The 17763-nt window shown below is 41.8% G+C and carries 11 protein-coding genes and 2 tRNA genes; 3 read left to right on the forward strand and 10 right to left on the reverse strand.

All coding sequences use genetic code 11. The features are described 5' to 3' along the window. Positions 1-5: 5 nt before the first annotated feature. Complete coding sequence (locus tag DWX23_RS02685; protein WP_122373299.1) at positions 6-2306, reverse strand: TonB-dependent receptor; 2301 nt, start codon at positions 2304-2306, stop codon at positions 6-8. A gap of 232 nt (positions 2307-2538) precedes the next feature. Beyond that, entirely contained in the window at positions 2539-2892 is a 354-nt protein-coding gene (locus tag DWX23_RS02690; protein WP_229801066.1) for a hypothetical protein, read from the reverse strand. A 146-nt stretch (positions 2893-3038) separates the two neighbouring features. On the opposite strand from DWX23_RS02690, the gene DWX23_RS02695 reads away from it, so the two are divergent. Further along, on the forward strand, positions 3039-4964 hold the full coding sequence (locus tag DWX23_RS02695; RefSeq protein ID WP_122373300.1) for a DUF4132 domain-containing protein: 1926 nt from the start codon (positions 3039-3041) through the stop codon (positions 4962-4964). A 71-nt stretch (positions 4965-5035) separates the two neighbouring features. Here DWX23_RS02695 and DWX23_RS02700 read toward each other — a convergent pair whose 3' ends face one another. From DWX23_RS02700 to DWX23_RS02710, 3 genes are all read right to left on the reverse strand, one after another. Continuing rightward, on the reverse strand, positions 5036-5851 hold the full coding sequence (locus tag DWX23_RS02700) for an alpha/beta hydrolase family protein (RefSeq protein ID WP_122373301.1): 816 nt from the start codon (positions 5849-5851) through the stop codon (positions 5036-5038). A 48-nt stretch (positions 5852-5899) separates the two neighbouring features. Beyond that, complete coding sequence (locus DWX23_RS02705; RefSeq protein WP_122373302.1) at positions 5900-7639, reverse strand: thiamine pyrophosphate-dependent enzyme; 1740 nt, start codon at positions 7637-7639, stop codon at positions 5900-5902. 89 nt (positions 7640-7728) lie between these two features. Next, positions 7729-8829 carry a cytochrome-c peroxidase gene (locus DWX23_RS02710; protein ID WP_370450041.1) on the reverse strand — a complete coding sequence of 367 codons (1101 nt, stop codon included), beginning with the start codon at positions 8827-8829 and terminating at the stop codon, positions 7729-7731. A gap of 131 nt (positions 8830-8960) precedes the next feature. Here DWX23_RS02710 and DWX23_RS02715 point away from each other — a divergent pair, with 131 nt between their 5' ends. Beyond that, entirely contained in the window at positions 8961-10295 is a 1335-nt protein-coding gene (locus tag DWX23_RS02715) for an MATE family efflux transporter (protein ID WP_122351366.1), read from the forward strand. Positions 10296-10840: 545 nt separating this feature from the next. On the opposite strand, the gene DWX23_RS02720 is transcribed toward DWX23_RS02715, so the two are convergent. The 4 genes from DWX23_RS02720 to DWX23_RS02735 all read right to left on the reverse strand — a co-directional run bounded on the left by DWX23_RS02720 (position 10841) and on the right by DWX23_RS02735 (position 13415). Beyond that, a tRNA-Ser gene (locus tag DWX23_RS02720) sits at positions 10841-10928 on the reverse strand. A 67-nt stretch (positions 10929-10995) separates the two neighbouring features. Continuing rightward, a tRNA-Ser gene (locus DWX23_RS02725) sits at positions 10996-11080 on the reverse strand. Positions 11081-11282: 202 nt separating this feature from the next. Then, positions 11283-12248 (reverse strand): helix-turn-helix domain-containing protein, encoded by a 966-nt coding sequence (locus DWX23_RS02730; RefSeq protein WP_122351367.1) that lies wholly within the window; start codon positions 12246-12248, stop codon positions 11283-11285. A 201-nt stretch (positions 12249-12449) separates the two neighbouring features. Then, complete coding sequence (locus tag DWX23_RS02735) at positions 12450-13415, reverse strand: helix-turn-helix domain-containing protein (protein ID WP_122351368.1); 966 nt, start codon at positions 13413-13415, stop codon at positions 12450-12452. A gap of 683 nt (positions 13416-14098) precedes the next feature. On the opposite strand from DWX23_RS02735, the gene DWX23_RS02740 reads away from it, so the two are divergent. Beyond that, positions 14099-14623 carry a TlpA disulfide reductase family protein gene (locus DWX23_RS02740; protein ID WP_122351369.1) on the forward strand — a complete coding sequence of 175 codons (525 nt, stop codon included), beginning with the start codon at positions 14099-14101 and terminating at the stop codon, positions 14621-14623. A 17-nt stretch (positions 14624-14640) separates the two neighbouring features. On the opposite strand, the gene DWX23_RS02745 is transcribed toward DWX23_RS02740, so the two are convergent. Continuing rightward, positions 14641-17637 carry a glycosyl hydrolase gene (locus DWX23_RS02745; RefSeq protein WP_122373303.1) on the reverse strand — a complete coding sequence of 999 codons (2997 nt, stop codon included), beginning with the start codon at positions 17635-17637 and terminating at the stop codon, positions 14641-14643. Between the last annotated feature and the right edge of the window lie 126 nt (positions 17638-17763).

The raw sequence follows: 17763 nt of genomic DNA on the forward strand, positions 1-17763 counted from the left end.
GCCTATCAATAACTGATCTTACATCCGATAAAATAACTGCGCGGAATACCCGGACCATAGATATATCCGGCATCACGTTTCTCGTATTTATCAAAATCATCCTGATAGGAATTAAAGATATTCTGAACACCTGCATTTACCTGCAAAGTAACAGACTGGTAAAGAGGGAAATCGTATGCTACCTTCACATTCAGGTCAAAGAAATCTTTTGTCTTCTCTTCCCGGTCTTCCGGAATATAACCAGCCAGATGCTGAACCAGCATGCTCCCGGTATAAGTACCGGTCAACGAAGCCGTAAATCTTTTCACCGGAGTAAATGAGGAAGTGAAGTAGCCATACACATCCGGCGAACGGAACATCTTTTTCTGAGGTTCCAGATTCTTATTCTCGCTCCAACTTTCCGGCTCTTTATAACGGCTGCGCTGGATAGTTGCACCTGCCTGTATCTGCATCCACGAATATACCGCCTTTGCTTCCAGGTTAATCCCCATTACACGAGCCCCTTTCCCGTTACGGCGTTCCATCAGCAGGTTGTTATCATTGTCACGTCCAATCTCTTCCAGGATGAATACATTTCGTAAATCCGTATAGAAACCTTCTACCAGGAAATTAGTCTGGACCGGACCGAAACGACGATAAAAATCAGCAGAAAGACTCACACTCTGCGAGTTTTCCTCTTTCAGGTCGGGAGATATCTGAATAATAGCCACATCACCACCTACAGCCGTGATATGCAAATCTTCATCGAACGCCTGCGGAGCACGGAAACCGCTTGAATAGGACATACGCAGATTCACATCGCTGATCGGATTAAAACGCACATTGGCACGCGGACTGAATATAGCATGATCGATCAGGTTATGCTTATCCATACGCGCCCCGACAAGAAAACTCCATTTCTCATTCTTCCATTCGTTCTGCAGGAAAACACTTCCGATATGCACTGTCTGCTCGATCGTACGGTGATAACCCAGCATCTTATCCTGCAAATCATCGTAGTTATATTCAGCACCACCGGTAAATTCGGCAGGCATAAACAGGCATTTATCCCATTCATACGAATACTGAGCGCCACCTACAAAAGTCATATCCGTCGTGCTGCCATAAGCATTCGGATTCTTATCGGCACCGTAATAACTGCTTCTTTGCGTATGTTGGGCAGAAGTATATACATTCAAACGATGCTTATAATCTTTCGAGAAGAGATCGAACTTCAACCCGCCCCCATTGATATTATGCTCCGTTTGCTCGGCTATATCCGCTTCATGAGGAGGCAGATCCAATAAGTTACCGCCACGACGGTATTCATTGATATTATGATATTCGAAAGTCAACTTCGAATAAGTGCTCGTCTTCAGATAAGAACGGAAACCAAGCGTACGGGCATTCAGTTTTCCCAGTTCGGTAAAGCCGTCGCCATCATGGTCGTAAGCCCCGCGATAGCGATTCTGTCCGAACATATAGATGCCCGCCTTATGATCATCTGTCACCAGCGACGCATTGATTGTCGTGTTATTATCCGGACGGTCGCCGCCAATCATCGTTAATGAATGGGCGATCTGTGCGGAATTCCTCAAAGGCTCTTTTGTAATGATGTTGATCGTACCTGCAATAGCGGAAGAACCGAATAAAGCTGAACCTCCCCCACGCATGATCTCCACACGCTCGATCATATTTGCCGGGATCTGCTCCAAACCATATACACCGGTCAGTGCACTGAATATCGGACGGCTATCCACCAGTATCTGCGTATAAGGACCTTCAAGTCCATTGATACGGACCTGCTGGAATCCGCAATTCTGACAGTTGTTTTCCACACGTACACCCGGCTGGAAGTTCAGACCATCCGCCAAAGAGGTAGCATGCGTCGTCTCAAAAGTTTTCGAATCGAGCACATTCACAAGCGAAGGAGCCAGACGGCGGGTTGTCTCGTTACGGTTTGCCGATACGACCACTCCGTCCAATGCAACCAAATCCTCTTCCGCATCAAAATTGACTTCCAGAGTTTTCCCTTTTTTCAAAGTTACCGACTTCTCTATAGTCTTAAAGCCTAATGTTTTCATCACCAGTGTATACTTACCTTCCGGCAGGTTCTTCAGGTAATAATGACCGGTTGCATCAGTCGACGTACCGATCGTCGTTCCTTTCAGGAAAACATTGATAAAAGAAAGATGCTCGCCCGTTTTCTTATCCAATATATGTCCTACGATATTGGCATCCGACGGATTCAGGGTCGGAGCATCATCCGCCCATGCCGTCGTAAAGACACAGCACAGGCACAGTATAAGAGTTATAATCTTATTCATTGCGATTTGTTCTGATAAATAGGTAATGTTATAATGCAAAACACGGTACTTCCTAATCCGAAATACCCGATGTTTTATATTTTTGACCCAGGTCGAAAACCTTTTTGACCAAGGTGATAAACGTTTTTGACCTGGGTGGTAAACGTTTTCGACCTGGGTCGAAAAATTAGAAGGATGGGATGTTTTTATTAGAAACACCTATCCTTATCAATTGAAGTATTACTATTTGTTATCAGAAAACAGGAGGAGCACGAAGGGAAAGCTGCCCTTTGTCAGGGTGCGCATAGTCCGGATAGACCGGATATTCAACTATTTCAGCAATTTGTTGTGCACTAAAATTCAGATAAAGAGCATGTACTGCTCCGTCTTCCACACTAAGCGTTGTCAGTATGTGGAATAATTGTATTTCGGATAAGGAAGCATGATGGTGGCAGGCACCGCCGTTCAATTTCCCGAAAGGATGCGAATGGACAATCGTCGTACCATGTTCTATATGGACATGAATAAATAACGTAATGCTGCCATAGTAGGCGATAAAGATCACCGGTAACAGCCATTTCAGATATTTATTCATTGTTTGCCTCACACCCATATTATTTAGAAGGTGCAAAATTACAAAATATTTTTTATACATTTGCTTTTATATGTAATACTATTTCCTGCAACTAACCACTTCTGTATTTGTTTTAGGAATAAGGAAATAAACAGTAATAAAAGAAAAACAATATATATATGAAGAAAAAGCAACAAACGGATGCTGCAGTACTATTCGATGCCTGGTGTGAAGTATATAGTACTTCCGACCTGCCACTTCCGGATACTCTCAGGGAAATACAAATCGATGAACTTATCCGTAAGAATAAGCAAGCAGCCTACCATTATCTATATAGTGACATTCCACTAAAGAAAAGACTGGTCTGGCTGAATAAACTATTTTCAGACTGCGGCTTGACAGACTATGAACAGTTGCTGGGATTATTGAAAGAAAACTCTAAATTAATCCGCAGGAATATCGAAAGACTCCTGCTCGACAAAGAAAAGAAAACCCGCAAATTGCTTGAACAACTCTATCCGGAACTGGATGAAGAGTCGCAAAACTGGGCCAGACAATTATTCAAATACTGGGACAATACACATGCTTCCGCTGCCAAAATCAAATTCAGGAATAAGCAGGCAGTCATCGACTATTGCAGTAAGCATATCGAACTATATTGTACGCAACAGATAGCCTGGTTACCGCAAAAACCTTATACAAGACTCCACTGGGCAAACGAAACAGATGTGGATGAGTTTGTACCCCGCCATGTAATCCGGTACGTATTAAGTGAATATATGTCTCTTAATCAAGTTGTCCGGCTACATGCCTGCGATGCGATCGTTCCTTTCATAGAAGAAGAAGAATGGCAGGCGATGATGGAAGAACTGTTCCGCTACTGGCAATCGGATAGTGCAGAGGCAAACAGAAGGATGCTCCTGCTCCCTTATTGTTTTTACGGTTCCGAACAGCAGATCGCACAGCTGTCTCCTTTGATCAAGTCGTGGTCGAGAGCCTCCCGCAAACAACTTTCCAGATTTGTCCTCAAGCTACTGGGAATAAAATCGAGTCCCAATGCCCTCCGTATCCTGAATGAATGGATGGAAATCTCTCCCAACGGAACGTACAGGACCACGTCATGGAACGCATTCCGTCAGGCAGCCATCCGCAAAGGCATGACTGTAGAGGAACTGGCAGACCAGATCATTCCAACTTTCGGTTTCAATAACTCGGCAGAGAAAGAGGTAAGCTATGGCACACGGACTTTCCGTGTAACTCTGAATCCGGACTTTACCCTTTCTGTATTCGATCTTGAAAAACAGAAAGTAAGCAAATCGCTCCCCGCCCCGACTAAAAACGATGACCGTAAAAAAGCAGAAAAGGCCCGGGAGGAGTTATCTACTTTAAACAAAGTAGTCAAAACCCAGACTAAAATTCAGCGGAAACGCCTGGAACAGTCTTTAAAGAACGGACGAACCTGGCCCCGGAAGATATGGCAAACTATCTTTATAGAAAACCCGGTTATGCGGTATATCACGACCGGACTTGTCTGGGGTGTCTATAAGGAAGGGCTACTAAGGGAGTCTTTCCGGTATATGGAGAACGGAAAATGTATAACTGTCGATGAAAAAGAATTTATCCTTTCTGACGATGCAATCCTTTCCCTGGTACATCCGGTCGATCTGACTTCCGAAATATTATCCGGATGGAAGAAGCAACTGGATAATCAGGGAATAACTCCTCTCCTTCCGCAGTTAACTGCTCCGGTATATTATCTGAGTGAAGAGGAAAAACAGGTAAATACGATTACCCGTTATTCCGGAAAACAAGTTTATATCAGTAACATTTACAACTTTGAAACGGCGGATATAACAACCCGGATTGAAAATGACATTCTCTATATTATAGATAGGTCGCTAAATATTGTGGTACAACTACCGTTTGTTACTGAAGGAAATGAAGTTCTTTTGAAAGAGATATATTTCTCTTCATTGGAAGAAGATGAAGATATGGAAACTATCCGATTGCCTAAAAATGAAAAACTGCCGTTATCAGCCATACCGGAACGAATTATCTGCAGCATATTAGATATGCTGATCAATGCTTTTTCACTGGAGAAATAAACAGTTGCCAGTTCAGAAAATAAAACGATCCTGTCCCCACTCCAAGCACGGGGACAGGCTGTCTACCATATTCACTTAGTATTTCGTTTATCGAAGAATTTCTTGAAAAACAATATCTGGTAATCGATGGAATTACTCCAGTATTCGCCATTATGTGCGCCCGGACGGACAATAAAGTCGTGGTCGATCTTATATTTCAGCAGCTTTTTATGGAAATCGTTATTTACTTCAAAGAAGAAATCGCTGTAACCGCAATCGAAGATCAATGCCAGATCGCCATTCTGCAGGCGGTCTACCTGATTGATAACCGTATGATTATCCCAGACCACCTGATTCTCGCTTTCCTTCCCCAGCCGATCGCTCATATTCCAGTTATTCGGGAAAGGACGGATATCGACACCGCCGCTTGTACTCCCCGCCGCACCAAAAATATCCTTGTGACGGAAAGAAATCCACATCGCACCATGCCCTCCCATGCTAAGACCGGTAATAGCACGTCCTTTACGATCTTTTATGGTCGGATAATTGGCATCTATATAATTGACAAGCTCTTTGGAAACAAATGTTTCATACCGATAGGAAGGATCGACCGGACTATCCCAATACCAACTGTTCTTACCATCCGGACAGACAAACATGATCCCATATTGATCTGCTATCTCCGGTAAATTAGGCTTTAGGCCGATCCAGGTTTTAGCATTTCCGCCATAGCCATGCAGTAAATAGATGACCGGAGCTGACTTCTTCCCATTTCCCGGCGTTATTATAACAGTCTGAATATCCTTGTTCATCGCATCACTGCGAACATGGATAGTATCGACTACTGCTGCTTGTGCAGACAGGATAAAAAATGCTACAAGCGATAATAAAAATATCTTTGCTTTCATGATCTGTATAGAATTTATTAGTAGAAAGCAAAGATATTCATTTTTTGGTTAGAAGACTTCTTTCCAATGCTTCAGATTTGTATCGATCGTATCCATTACCTCTTTTGAACGTCCTTCCATCAGTAACTTGTACATAGTCTGTGCAAATCCCAACATTTGTGTAAACTCGATCTTCGGCGGCATTGCCAGCGCGTTCGGATCGGTCATGATATTGACCAGGACAGGGCCATCGGAAACAAAAGCTTTTGTAAGCGTCGGCAATACATCCTCCGGCTTGCTGACATTATAACCAGCCATTCCCATTGAAAGGGCGACACGTGCAAAGTCCGGATTCAACATCGTTGTCTGCCAGTCAGGCAATCCGGCAACTTCCATTTCCAGCTTAACCATTCCCAGGGAACGGTTATTGAAAACGATCAGTTTAACAGGCAGTTTATATTGTACGATCGTCGCCAGATCACCCAACATCATCGAAAGTCCGCCATCGCCACACAGAGCCACCGCCTGACGTCCCGGATAGGCTAAAGCAGCTCCGATAGCCTGTGGCATGGCATTCGCCATCGAGCCATGATTGAAAGAACCCAACATTTTCCGCTTCCCGGTAGCCTGTAAGTAACGAGCACCCCAGACACAGGTCATACCAGTATCGACAGTAAAGACAGCATCGTTCGATGCGAGTTCGTCGATAACGGAAATAACATATTCGGGCTGGATTTTTTCTTCTTTTCCTTTTACTTCGGCAGCCGATCTCAGGTTTTTCTTTACTTTATCATAATGCGCCAACTGTTCTCGCAGGAAACTATCATTCGTTTTTTGACGGATCAGAGGGAGCAACTCCTGCAATGTATCTTTTACATCGCCGCAAAGTCCCATCTTTATCTTAGCACGGCGCCCCAAACGGTTCGCTTTAATATCTACCTGAACGATCGTATTGTTCTGCGGCATAAAAGCTTCATAGGGAAAATCTGTTCCCAGCAAGACCAATACTTCTGCTTCATGCATACTGTAATAACCGGAAGGCATACCCAACAAACCGGTCATTCCTACTTCATTCGGGTTATCGTACTGGATTTCCATTTTACTTTTAAATGAATAAGCCACCGGAGCATTCAGGCGTTGGGATAATTCGACCAGTTCCTTATGGGCATCTTTCGCTCCTATTCCACAAAACAGGGTCACTTTTTCAGCTTTATTCAACAGGTCTGCCAACTCGTTGATCTCTTCGGCAGAAGGGCAAACACGCTGTTTGGTAGGAAATGATTGTTGGGAGGATTCTCCCGGAGTTGCTGTTTTCGATGTCAGGTCGCCGGGTAGCCCGATCACTCCTACGCCCCGGAAGGAAAGGGCCGCTTGTATAGCTCCCTGCAACATACGGGGAAACTGTTCCGGGGTAGTTGCCACCTGGTTATAATAACTGCAATCTTCAAATAATTTGATCGTATTGGTTTCCTGGAAATATTCTGTTCCGAATTCATGGGTCGGCAGCGTGGAAGCAATAGCCAATACCGGAGCTCCTGAACGTTGTGCGTCATACAAACCATTGATCAGGTGGACATGCCCCGGGCCGCTGCTTCCTGCACAGCAAGCCAGCTCACCGTTCAACTGCGCTTCGGCAGCAGCAGCATAAGCACCTGTTTCTTCATGACGGACGTGTATCCATTTGATCTTTCCGTTTTTCCGCACAGCTTCATTCACCTCGTTCAGACTATCCCCCGTGACAGCATAAATACGCTTCACACCTGCTTTTTCAAGCGTGTCGACTAATTGTTCTGCTACATTCTTTGCCATAATATATTTACTTTTTCTTTTATGTTTTGTTTTATAAAAGAACTATGGTAGAATGTAAAATGTTTTGAAAACAGGAAAAAGATTATATTCTAGTCCGCCTGATATCCATCCGTTAACGTCGATAGAAAAGCGATAATAGCAGCCTCTTCGTCCTGTGTCAGACCGAGGTTGCCGAGTTCTTCTTTGTTGACAGTTGCTGCAAATTCAGGTTGAGGGTATTCTTCTACATCGCGAACATTATAGAAATGGATTATTTCTTCCAATGTATTAAAATAACCATTATGCCCGTAAGGAGCAGTCAGAGCTATGTTACGAAGGGTCGGAACACGAAACTTGCCCGCTTCGGTACTATTCCTCAGAGTACTTCCCAAACCCAGATCAACCGTGTCGCGGCCACAAGAATTGTAAGGGAACGGCGTTGCAAAGAAAGGGTTATCCGGATTGGAAGGAATTCCTAAATTATCATAGGTATGATCAGTAAACAAGACCTTTCCTGCCCGTTCATCCGGTTCCAATATATGGCATTCGGCACAAAGTCCCTTTTCTTTAAATAGTTCCAAGCCTTGTTGCTCCTGTGTTGTCAGTTCACATTTACCCGCTTGCCAGGCATCGTATTTAGAAGAGAAAGGGTTCATCTCTGCCGAACGTTCATAGGCAGCAATGGCATTTGTTATGTATGAAAAGAGAGAGTCATCGGATGCCGGCTCTCCATATATCCTCACCAAATCGCGGTAGTAACCGGCACGGCGCACTTTTCCTGCAACCATAGCATTGTCATGATTACCCATCTCCAACGGGTTTGTAAATGGTTGCGCGGCCTGCTCTTCCAGTGTGTTGACACGTCCGTCCCAGAAAAGTCCCCCGACATACGTCTCATCCTCTTCATTATAATGTAACGGCGGGATATAGCAGGTATAGGCGGAAGTCATTGAGTTACGGTTACTGAAGCGCCCTTTGACAGCACCTTCAGAAGTGATACGGGAATATATATCTGCAAAACCCTTTTCTGCAGTGTGACAGGTTGCACAGGATTCACCCACAGGTTCCGAAAGATTTTCATCAAAGAAAATCTTTTTACCCAGTAGTTCTTTTTCACTTAATCCGGTATGCTTGTCTAGCTGACATGCAAACAATAAAGCAGCACAGACCATCATTCCGGTTATCTGTTTCGTCTTTCTAAAACTATGCATATAAGATGAATTTCTTTATCCGTACAAATATATGATTTATTGAGTTGCATAGCAATAGATTTTATAAGTGTATATTTATCCTTTCTGTCACAAAATAGTTACCTTTGCAGCGATTGTTTAGGGAAATAGTTATGGGAACTTCAAAAGAAATGACATCCGGGGCAGCGCTACCGTTGATCTTCAACTTTGCCATGCCGGTATTGCTGGCTAATCTGCTTCAACAAACCTATTCTTTGATCGATGCGGCTATTGTTGGTAAATTTCTGGGAATCGATGCTTTTTCCGCCGTCGGGGCGAGTACGTCTGTTATATTTCTTATCATAGGATTTTGTAACGGATGCTGTGCCGGTTTCGGTATTCCGGTGGCACAGAAATTCGGTGCAAGAGATTACAGCACGATGCGGAAGTATGTTTCCATCAGTTTGCAGCTGGCAGCAGTTATGTCGGTTATCATTGCAGTCGTTACAAGTATATATTGTAAGGATATTCTAAGGATGATGCAAACTCCGGAGAATATTTTTAAAGATGCTTATTTCTATTTATTGGTTACTTTCATCGGCGTACCCTGTACTTTCTTTTATAATTTGTTGTCCAGTATTATCCGCGCTTTGGGCGATAGCAAGACCCCATTCTGGTTCCTGCTTTTTTCTACCATTCTGAATGTGATCCTCGATCTGGTTTGTATCCTGGTATTTAAATGGGGAGTTGCCGGTGCTGCCATAGCCACGCTTCTCTCCCAGGGAATATCGGCTGTTCTTTGTTTCGTTTACATGTATCGCCGTTTTGAGATATTGAGAAGTACACGGGAAGAGAGGAAATTTCAATCGAAACTGGCAGGAAACCTGATGTGGATAGGCGTACCGATGGGGCTTCAGTTCTCTATCACTGCTATCGGCAGTATCATGTTGCAAAGTGCCAATAATGCACTAGGGTCGGCCTGCATTGCAGCCTTTGCATCGGCTGTGCGTATCAAGTCATTCTTTATCTGCCCTTTCGAAAGTTTGGGAATTGCCATGGCTACCTATACCGGACAAAATTACGGGGCAGGCAAACCGGAACGTATCTGGCAGGGTATCAAAGCCAGCGGGTTGATGATGATCGTTTATGCTGCTTTTTCATTCCTTATACTGATGTTGGCTTCACGCGAACTGATATTTATATTCGTCGATCCTGCAGAAACGGAAATTATTAAAGATGCCATTCAGTTCCTGCATATATCTTGTTCCTTCTTTCCTATTCTGGGTATTCTCTGTATTCTTCGTTACACGATCCAGGGAGCCGGATTTACCAATCTGGCAATGCTTTCCGGCGTATCTGAAATGATCGCCCGGACACTCGTCAGTATCTATGCAGTACCGGCTTTCGGGTTTCTCGCTGTTTGCTTCGGTGATGCCACGGCATGGATGGCAGCAGATCTGTTTCTGATTCCTGCTTTTATATATGTATATAGAAAGATCAAGAAATAAGGCAACCAGGGCATGCTATTAGGGAATGCAGATAGCGCAGAATACGCAAAGTAATCGAATCTCAGCAAGAAAGACTATCTATCCTTTCAGCCTTCAGCCACCCTTACGCATTGAAAAACAATTATTTCAGCTGAAGGGTGAATAAAATGGTACAATACAAATAAAAAATCCACTTTCAAAGCATATATGTTTTGAAAACAAAACACCTATGTTTCGCATTCAAAAGTCCTGACTTTACATTTCAAAACATAGGACCTTTTTCCGGTACCTACCGAATCACAGATGAGTGCTTACCCATTTATTTTGAGTAACTACCTGTTTATTTTGAGTAACGTCCCACGTTTCAGCCTGTCGCCTTTGAGAAACAGGTCGCACAGCTAAACTGAAGGCTGAAAGGTGATTAATAAAATGCTACTGAGAGGGACAAAAAATACTTATGTTTTTATACAGAAATACTTATGTTTTCCGAATCAAATACTTATGTATTTTGTTGATATCCGATAAGTCTGTCTACTGGAATTTTTAAGGGTAAGAAGTTTTTTCCGCGGAGAGAGCGGGATTCGAACCCGCGAAACCCTTTAGGGGTTTACACGCTTTCCAGGCGTGCCTCTTCAACCACTCGAGCATCTCTCCTTTAAGGAAGAATTTTGAGAACGTAAGCTCTCCATAAAACAAAAAGCAGCCTTTTTTGCTGCTTTTGCGGAGAGATAGGGATTCGAACCCCAGGAACCTTTCAGTTCAACGGTTTTCAAGACCGCCGCAATCGACCACTCTGCCATCTCTCCAATAAATCAAAACTGCCAGAACGTATTTAAACGTTGCTTTTCAAAGCATCTGGCCTCTCTTGTTTACGGGTGCAAAAGTAGGTAAAAGATTAATACGCTCCAAATATTCAGGAATTATTTTTATACTATTCATTTCAAAAAAATACTACAAAATAGTCCTTTTATTGTTTAAGTTTCTGATACTCTTCACAAACAGCAACCATCATAAAGATTGAATTAATTCACGCTGTGCCTTAAAAAAAGCAACTCTTTGCCTCTCTCCACTAACAGAAATCATAATGGAAGAACGGATAAGAGCCCGTAGCCACTTCCGTAGTTTTTCATAAGTCCCTTCATCCAGTGAGGCAACAGAACTCAGAATAAACGTTTTGATCATGCTTATATGGTAGTTTTTAATTTGTACGCACCAGTAGCTCGTATCAAAATTCACACTCGATATATAAATGAAAACTTTATTCCCTGTCTCTTCAAAATAACCGCGTGTTGCCAGAATTTCCATCTCATCCAGAAACTTCATCAACTCCTCTTTCAGAAGCTCCACATCTTCCTTCCCAATCAGATGGATACTCATGAAATAATTAATGTCGTTCACCAGATATTGGAATATCAACGGATCAAGTATATAATAAGAATTACGGACATATCGCGATTCTTCTACACTTGCCAACTGTATTCCAACAAAACGGTCGGTAACCTCGATTTCATCAAAACGCTTTGCTTTCCCCGGAACCCCACATTGATACAACCATTTAAAAAGATAAAAACGCGAGATATACTTATAATTCATATAAAGCTGTTGCGGCAATATATTCGTACAATCGATCAGTTCCGATTTTTCATCCTCGCGGGACAAACCCAATACATCGACATATTGCTCCAACATATCATAGTCTATCTCTTTCGGATTCACAAAATCAACCAACTTCAGTTGAAACGGCCTGCTTTTAGCTGTAACCGTACCGACTAAATTATCCAATGATATACCAAAAGCATTTGCTATAGTAACAATTTCAGCAAATGTAAATGCAACTTCCCCCCGCAAACGTCGATACACAGCTTCTTTCTCAATACACAACAAATCGACTAACGCACTTACTAAGTTTGTTTTCTGAGGGAACTCTTCTTTGATCGTATTCAGAAGGTTATCATACAAAAGTTCTTTTTCCATGTCATAGAATTATAAGTTTTGATATCAACACACTGTTTTCATGCAAAGGTAAACAAGGAACCCATAAAAAAGTTACCGGATAAACCGGCATAGCTCTTTTAAATATCCAAAAAAAACTAAGAAAACGAACAGACATTGAATCTCGGTCACCGATAAAAGCAGAAAGTTCCGTTAATAATATATAACCTCATTTTTAAACATTTACAAGGCATTGATAACTTCACGCTGTTTCTCAAAAAATTGAATACGTTGCCTGCCCCCACTGACGGAAATCATAGTCGACGACCTGACAATGGCCTCAAGCCAAGACGAAATACGTTCATAAATCTGGTGATCCAACGAAACGACAGCATTCAGTGTAAATGTTCGTATCAAGCTGACGCGCAAGTGTTTTACTTCTACACAACGATAACTTGTATCGATATGTGTTCCTGATATATAAAAATAGACATTATTTCCCGTATCATCAAACTGTCCCTTGAAAGCCAGAACTTCCATATCATCTAAAAACTGCAGCAAATCTATTTTTAATAGCAGCAAATCTTCTTCGCTCAATAAATGAATACTGATAAAATAACGGATATCATTCGCCAGATAATAAAAAATCAAGGGATCCCAAACATAGATGGTTTGATTAATCCGTTTCGCCGCAGCCACACTTTTCTCTTGTATCTTTTCAAGACGTTCCGTTGGATAAACATCCTGAAACCGGAGTTTCTTATTAAATTCTTTATTCTGATAAATCCATTTGAAAAGAAAAAAACGAGAGATATTTTTATAACTTAAATAAAGGGATTGGGGCAAAATGCCGGAACAGTCCATTACTCGCGATCTTTTATCGTATTTACCTAAATTATGGATATAGATATAATGCTCCAACATTTTGTAATCGATATTGTCCAAATCACCATAGTCAACCAGTCTCAATTGGAAAGGCCTGCTATTTGTAAACCGCCCTCCGACCATATTATCCAACGAAATACCCAAAGTACTGGAAACAATGGCTAGCTCAGAAAATGAAAACGCAACCTCTCCACGCAGCCGACGGTACACCGCTTCCTTCTCCAGATCCAATAAATCCACAAGTGTACTTGTCAGTATTCCCTTGTTCGATATTTTATCTCTGATAGCTTCCAGTATATTTTCATATAACAAATCCCTTTTCATAGTCTAATCTTTTCATGCCAGCTTACATCTTAGTAGCTTTCATGCTTATAATCACAAATATAACAATCGATTAAACGGGAGTCAATAGTATAAAAAAACAAAGCCGCCCAGTTTTCTGCTATTTTCAAGAATAACCTATTTATCCGATTCCCACATAATCAGATAACACAAGAAACAGGAATCGACTTACGATAATCACCACGTCAGTAATGTATAAACCGGTAAAAAAAGAGAAAAGAGAAAACCAATATTACATAAACAGTTATATTCTACCCTACTCGCCTCAATAACTCTTATTATAGCTCAAAAAAGAAGATCCGTTATCTATTTCATCAAAAAAACAACAGTAATACTTATTATCAGAGAAATGCACTCAAATAAAAAAACATATATTTACTTATACAAATATAGTCAATAACAAAGTAAAAACTAACCCCATAATGTAAACTCAGACAGGATGACAGCATCCTCTCATAATGTACATAGGAATGTGAATCCGAATCAGTTAAAAAAGCCAAAACCTATCTCAGTAATATAAATGAAAATTGCAGCGATAAAAGGGGATGCTGCTAAAAGGGGTTGTCCGTTCTGACGACAGGTTGTGAAATCTACAAAACGGCAGCTCCTTTTCTTTCAGAGATTCAAATACATTCCTTATCTTCGTAAACTAAAATAATAAATATATGTCGCTTACAAAAATATTTTCGTTCATAGCAATCCTATCCCTCCTTTTTTACTCTTGTATAAAGGATGATGATAATGACACAATGATTAATTATGTGAATGTCGGTAATCAGATACCTTCATTCGCTGTTGAAGATACGACTGGCAATACATTCAGCTCCAACCAATTCCTCGACAAACAATCATTACTGGTATTTTTCGGTACTTATTGCCCTGACTGCAAACAGGTTCTACCGGTTATCGAAGAAGTCTGGAAAGAGATGAAAAACGACAGCAAATTCCAATTGATAGCAATTTCCCGGGAAGAAACAGCCGAAGCTGTCTCTGAATACTGGAAAGAGAATCAATTGACAATGCCGTTTTATCTGGATCCTACCCATGGCAGTGTTTTCGCTCTCTTTGCCAATAATACTATCCCGCGAATATATATCATAAATCAGAATAAAGAAGTCGTATGGATGGCTGTCGAGTCTTTGGATATTTCAGCAAAAGAACTAATACAAATAATTAAAGAACTGAAATAAAAAGAAACTGACAATCATTATTCCTTCACAACAATACGGACAGGTCCTAATAAACCTGATTCCAATAAAGGAGATTCTTTGGTATAATGCCTGAAAGTAGCAAAAGTATATCTTTTGCTTGGTCTTTCTTTCCCATTAATCAACCATTCCGGCCATTGCCCATCGACAATTCCATCATCCTGTTTAAGCTCATCTCCTATCAATCGATTGACCCATAAGTTCGTAACCTCTATTCTGAGCTCATTTTTCCCTCTTTTCAAAGCATCTGTTATCTCCACCTCCCAGGGGTTCGTCCAAATCACTCCTAAATCTTTACCATTCAACCAAACCTTCGCAATATTCTTAACCTGCCCCAAATCCAAATAAATTGGTTTCTGTAGAGATTGACTGTAATTAAATGATTGACAATACACTGCTGTCCCGGAATAGTACTTTATACCTTCATCCGGACACTGGCTCCAATCCTGCAATTCTTTAAACTCAACATTAGCAGGACCTCCCCACTTCGGATCAAAAGAGACTTGCCAGCTCTTATCTAATTTCTGTATCTCTTTAGATAATGAAAAATTCTTCACACCTAAATCAGGTTGAGGTTTTCCGTCAAAAACAACAAAGAAACTCTGATTGGGTTCAAACGACAAATCGACAGACGTACAAGTACCATCATCTGTGAACGCCGGTAAATTCCGTATCTCCCCATTAACAGGATTCCATAACTGCGGTTGTTTACCTGTCACACGAAAATGACAAACTGTATTCAATAAGTCCCTGGTACGATTGGACACAAAATAGAAATCCTGTTCGTTCACCTTTTTATGGATGTACCGTATCTTTCCTATGTCCGATCTGAAATCATCACCCAGTTTCATCTGATCCAGTAGACCGGAAGTTAATGGGTAATTCGGATAAAGATTATCTGCCTTATCTCTAATATCCTGTCCCCAATAGACCTGACCTTTACCATAAGTACGTTTTACGAGTCCTGCCGGAAGATCTTTGCCACCCCAAAGATCTGTAATCATCGTCGATAATACCTGATCGCATACAGGATAATCGGTTAACCCGGGAGCATGCAGAGGAGGTATTCCCACCAAAGTAGCACCATCTTCTACCAATGACTTTATTTTATCCAATAACCGGGGAGTCATCGTTTCAAAAACAGGAAGTACCAACAGGCTATACTGCATTCCGGAAGGGAACTTTATTTTTCCATTCTCAACTGAAGCGTTGTATAACAAACTCGGCGGACAAGCATCGAAGTTATGTCCTTTTTTATCGATTAAGAAATCGCCCTCCAAGGCAGAGACAGGAGCTCTGAATACAAACGGAGCCTCTTCCGGCGCCAGATAAAGAACATCCGCCACTGTTTGCCCTTTCTGTAGCAGATACTGGCAGCGAGCTATATACCGATGGTAACCGTCTACATAAGGCCACCAAGTCTGATTCCGATCCCAATGTACACCATAAGGGCCCATGGTCATTCCCGGACGCAGATCATCCCGCAACGCCTGATGTTGAAATGTATGAAAGGTAAGCCGGTTAATTCCTGCTGCAAAAGCCCAGTCGGTCTGGTCTTTCATAGATGCCGGATGTTGCTTCCAACCATCTCCGGCAGCAGTAAAGGCTTCCGATGGCACTACACGCTGGCCTTTGATATTGGCTAAAGAGCTTCCCTCTACAGCACTAAAAGATGTATTATACCCACCCATACTCCAGAATTCGCACATCGGTATATCAGCCGAAGCACCCAATTCCAGATCCTGCATCGGATTCATATCATAAGGCTCTATAGAAAGCTTCATGCCATGTTTATGAGCATAAGCCTTTACAAATAAAGAATGATTTTCAAGCATCAGTTCCTGCATAGTCTGCCGTAGATCCCACAAAAAGCGTTCACTGGTTTGTTTATCTCCCACAATATAGCCAGCATAAACCGGATAGTAAGGTTGAGGATCATACCCTCTCCTTTTTTTAAACTCCTGGCGGAGCTTCGGTGTCCAGTTCTGTGCTCCCATCTCCCAACTATCCATATGTAAGATTTTCAAACCTCCGGGTAAAAGTGTATCACGTTCTCCCAACAAAGAGAATAATTCTTCCGTAAAAACACGAAGATGCGCCATTAAAGCGGTCGTATCTGCTTTATCACATTCAAAACCGACTCCGGGCAGAGGTGCCGGACGTGTTACAGCTCCGTTATTACGAACACCAACCCGCATAATTGTCCATTCCCCCGCAGGAACATCCCAGGTAACAGTCCCATCAACCAATGACCCGGTTAAATCGACAATTTTATCGAGGTGAATGACATCACCCGAATTCAAACTGAGATCGTCATTATCTCTTGACAAGAATTGCTTCACTCCTGGAACTGAACTATAAGGAGCTCTATAGTATAATGCTTTTTCATGAATATCTTTTATAAAAGTTTTTTCATCTGTCTTCGGAAAGGCTAAAACAGCTACATCTTTATAAAAGGCCTGCCATCTTTCTTTCAACTCAGGAGTAAAAGCTCCTTCTCCAAAATAAGGAGGCATCGGATCCGGTTTAGCTAAAGATACTGTCTGTTTTCCTTTCCCGGTCACATGAGTTACAGAAGAAACCAGGCTTTGCATGGATTCCTCTGCTTTTACCCAGGGACCGCCACTTCCCGTCCAACCGGGACCTATACCCAGTATCATGCTAATCCCCAACCGCTCACATTCCTGAACCGCATGTTTAAAACAGTCCTTCCATTCCTCGCTCAAGAAATCTACCTTTCCACGAGGTATACCGACATTTACTTCCAGAAATACAACAGAACCGATACCAACCTTCTTCATAGATTCCAAATCTTTTGTCATTCCTTCTTTAGACAAATTACCATCCATGAAATACCAATACACACCAGGACGGGCTGAATCAGGTGGGGTCATAAAATTTTTCCGTAACATATTCGTATCACTTTCAGCCTGACAGGTACTTATAAGTGCAAAAAGGCTGATGCTCACCAACCAATAAAAAACATTCTTCATCATACAATCAAATTTAAAAGGTTATAAAAGTTGATTCAGAAAATCCGGAATACGTTGATATACTTTATCGACAATACAAATATATCGGATCTGCTTCATTCTGATTTTAGCATTATGACTTTAGATTTC

Origin of the sequence: Parabacteroides sp. AF18-52 (assembly GCF_003479145.1) — a bacterium.
In the GTDB taxonomy this organism is placed as follows: domain Bacteria; phylum Bacteroidota; class Bacteroidia; order Bacteroidales; family Tannerellaceae; genus Parabacteroides; species Parabacteroides faecis.

Excerpts from the sequence above, each read along its gene's own strand:
- DWX23_RS02685 (WP_122373299.1), bottom strand. The coding sequence starts at position 2,306 with ATGAATAAGATTATAACTCTTATACTGTGCCTGTGCTGTGTCTTTACG.
- DWX23_RS02695 (WP_122373300.1), top strand. The coding sequence starts at position 3,039 with ATGAAGAAAAAGCAACAAACGGATGCTGCAGTACTATTCGATGCCTGG.
- DWX23_RS02700 (WP_122373301.1), bottom strand. The coding sequence starts at position 5,851 with ATGAAAGCAAAGATATTTTTATTATCGCTTGTAGCATTTTTTATCCTG.
- DWX23_RS02705 (WP_122373302.1), bottom strand. The coding sequence starts at position 7,639 with ATGGCAAAGAATGTAGCAGAACAATTAGTCGACACGCTTGAAAAAGCA.
- DWX23_RS02710 (WP_370450041.1), bottom strand. The coding sequence starts at position 8,829 with ATGCATAGTTTTAGAAAGACGAAACAGATAACCGGAATGATGGTCTGT.
- DWX23_RS02715 (WP_122351366.1), top strand. The coding sequence starts at position 8,961 with ATGGGAACTTCAAAAGAAATGACATCCGGGGCAGCGCTACCGTTGATC.
- DWX23_RS02730 (WP_122351367.1), bottom strand. The coding sequence starts at position 12,248 with ATGGAAAAAGAACTTTTGTATGATAACCTTCTGAATACGATCAAAGAA.
- DWX23_RS02735 (WP_122351368.1), bottom strand. The coding sequence starts at position 13,415 with ATGAAAAGGGATTTGTTATATGAAAATATACTGGAAGCTATCAGAGAT.
- DWX23_RS02740 (WP_122351369.1), top strand. The coding sequence starts at position 14,099 with ATGTCGCTTACAAAAATATTTTCGTTCATAGCAATCCTATCCCTCCTT.
- DWX23_RS02745 (WP_122373303.1), bottom strand. The coding sequence starts at position 17,637 with ATGATGAAGAATGTTTTTTATTGGTTGGTGAGCATCAGCCTTTTTGCA.